Source organism: Nostoc sp. UHCC 0252 (genome assembly GCF_034931145.1).
Lineage (GTDB): Bacteria > Cyanobacteriota > Cyanobacteriia > Cyanobacteriales > Nostocaceae > Nostoc.
On the sequence record NZ_JAYGHE010000172.1, the window covers coordinates 1 to 2,910 of the forward strand.

1 protein-coding gene and 1 pseudogene are annotated in these 2,910 nt (G+C 42.9%); one reads left to right on the forward strand and one right to left on the reverse strand.

Annotation, left to right across the window (positions count from 1 at the left end; translation table 11 throughout):
* Window positions 1-1,179 (forward strand): annotated as a pseudogene (locus VB732_RS35735) (bifunctional DNA primase/helicase); the annotation flags it as partial.
* 106 nt (window positions 1,180-1,285) lie between these two features.
* Here VB732_RS35735 and VB732_RS35740 read toward each other — a convergent pair.
* On the reverse strand, window positions 1,286-2,215 hold the full coding sequence (locus VB732_RS35740; RefSeq protein ID WP_323235524.1) for a tyrosine-type recombinase/integrase: 930 nt from the start codon (window positions 2,213-2,215) through the stop codon (window positions 1,286-1,288).
* Window positions 2,216-2,910 lie beyond the last annotated feature (695 nt).

Consider the following 2,910-nt stretch of genomic DNA (forward strand, 5'->3'; position numbering starts at 1 on the left):
TTGCGCGATGACTTGCGATCGCTTCTCACAGAAATGGGCAATACATTTATATATGTGGGCAGTGATTCAGATCCTCAATCCCTTGAAAGTCTAAAAGCAGCAGCACAAGCTTTGGATAGTGCCCACAATTCGGCTGTTGCCAAGGCTAACAATATTACTTTGAGCGAGTACCGTGCCCGTCAGAGCAAAGATTACCTTGACCCTAGCGAAATTTTTGAATGTGAAAAGTTCCGCATTTCTGATTCTTACGGCATCGAAGTAACCGAATCACTCGTAGAAATGGATAAAGGTGGTCGCTTAATTAGAGCAATTGCTGGACTTGAGGCCATTTTAGCCCCACCCGAAGAATCTTTTACTGACCCCAAAACTGGGCAAAGTTATCCTACACCACCAACAATTGTCACCCAGAAAGACCGCACCGAACGTGACAATCTACCTTTGTGCATCGACTGGGGGAATTACTCGGCACGGTGGCTGGCTAGATTTAACCTGGGACTGCATCAGATTCTCTTAAGTTTAATGAAGGGTGATGAAGTTACCGCCGACGATTCCACCTTACTCAAGATGAGGGAGATCGCTATACATTGTGCTGCTCACGTCAAAGCAATTCTTGGGTTTACTATTCCCAGTGACTGTAAACCTATTTGGTTGCTAGGAACTTTAGTCGAGCAGCTGGGGCTAAAACTGACTTTCCGTAAGCAGGGTAAACGGGGTCAACAGGTGAAACTTTTCTCTTTATCTAAAGAGGAATTAGAATTTGCAATGCATGTAATTGCTCATCGCGTGGAAAAGCGTAATCAAAAAGAAAATCGAACCTATTATGCTGCTCAAACCCTTGCTGCGTATAGTGTAAGCCCTAATCAGCAGCCCGTATCCACACCCCCCCCTGATGCTATAAGGAACTCCCATTGCCAAGGGGAGGATACTACCGAATTTGAGTCGCCTCCGACCGATCGAATTACGCTACTCCACTGTGTAGAAATACTTCGCTCTGGTATTAAGCAGGGGGTTGACGCGATTAAAGGCATTCTCAAGCGATGGCAGAGTGATTTGCGCTGGGATACGGTGCTGGAACTTGAAGCGATCGCAGCGAATGAGCTGCGGCGAGTGGAGGCTCAAGTTCCGGAATTTTATGAATGGCTCTCGGAAGAAGTGTTGCCTATGGAGGGGGCTGGCTAGAGAAAAATCCCTTTGGCATTTGAAAGCTGTTTTTTGTTTCGTTCCCGGTAGCAATTGATGCCACTGGTTCCAATTTATGCTGCATTTTCACAAGTCATGCAAAATGTTAAAGATCCATCAAGTTTAAAGCGCTACTGTCATTGGGTCTAGCTTTCAAATAGCGATCAGTGATAGCTAAATTGGCATGACCCAAAGTTTCTTTCACCAGTACCGGATTAGTCCCGCGCTCAATGGCGTGAGAACCGTGGGCATGACGTAACCAGTGAGCAGAAACTAGTTCGCTTAATCCAGCTTCTTGTGCAATTGCTTTGACAATCGGGTGCAAGTTTTGACGGTCTAAATGTCCTCCTTTTTGACTTGGAAACACTGCTTGATTGGAGTGAGCCGAAGCTTTGAACTCCATTAATTCCGCCCAAAGCTTCGGCTTGATGAGAATTGTCCGATTTTTGCTGCCCTTGGCTTTTCGCACGTAAACTTGACCACTCTCACCACGGGGTGTCAAATCTCCCCAAGTCAGATCACAGATTTCACTTGCCCGTAACCCTGCCTGATAGAGGAGTTTGATAATTAACAAATTACGTAGGGCTGTGTACTGGCGCTTAGGAGTTTTAGCATCAGTTAAATGCTTAGAAGCTGCTCTTACCAACAATTTAATATCAGCTTCGTCTAAATACCGTTCGTTGATTACATCCGGCAGTTCACCGAGTTTTAGCGCCATACCCACATTAAAAGGGAGATATCCAATTTTATGAGCGAAACTAATCAAGCTTTTAGCTGCGGCAATATATATCCGCTTTGTACTTTGGGCATTGCCCCCAAAACAACTGGCGTATTCTACCAAGTCTTCATAGGTCACTTTTTTGAGGGGTTTGTCCAAAAATTCCAGAAATCGCCTAATGTAGCGTCGGTAAGAGATGATAGATGACTCTGCTTTTCCCTCCAACCACAGCGCAATCAACTTCGCCTCCGCCTGCGCTACTGGCAAGGAAGCGATCGCCTTTCTATGCGCTGTTATGTGGACTAGAGAGAGCGTCATTTTTATTACTCCCTTGAAAATCAGACACAAGCGTAGTTTCGTCTGGTTTTATAGTGTCTGATTTTTATTGTCCTTTAAAATGGGCGTTTCAACTCACCCTCAAGCGACTGAAAATTTCTCGATTTTTGCGTATAGTACACCTCTAATACTGAGGAGCGTGACAAACACAATACTGTTATGCAATTGTTCAGCAGGGTATTTATTTTGAAAAACCTAAAAATAGGTGAAAAAAATAAACTAAAAATGACTTTATAGTTAATAAATGATATAAGAGGTCAAAGAGCGTCTTCCAAAGTTTATTTACGCCGCAGTGTACTGCTTTTTAAGCGCTATCACGCCATAAAACTATAGAGTCATTTTTAGTTTATTTTTTGAGAGTGGTTTGATTGCTTTGTGTTAAAGACACTTTTTTCTAGAACCGCAAACGGGAGCTAGAGAAGTAATGAGTAATGAGTAATGAGTAAGAAGTTTTGGCTCTTCCGTAGATGTTATGCTGAACTTTAAAGGAAAATTCGGAATTTACCTTTAATAGCAAGGCTTTTGGGCAGTTTTAGCCTTGATTTTATTCCAAAGGTTCAAAATCACAGGTTAAAAGCTATCTTTCTTGCCCAGTAAGGAATCTGAGCTATTTTATAAGCGTTTTTAGCATAACGAGTAATGAAGAACCGAAGTTTTTACTCATTACTCATTACTCA

Excerpts from the sequence above, each read along its gene's own strand:
- VB732_RS35740 (WP_323235524.1), bottom strand. The coding sequence starts at position 2,215 with ATGACGCTCTCTCTAGTCCACATAACAGCGCATAGAAAGGCGATCGCT.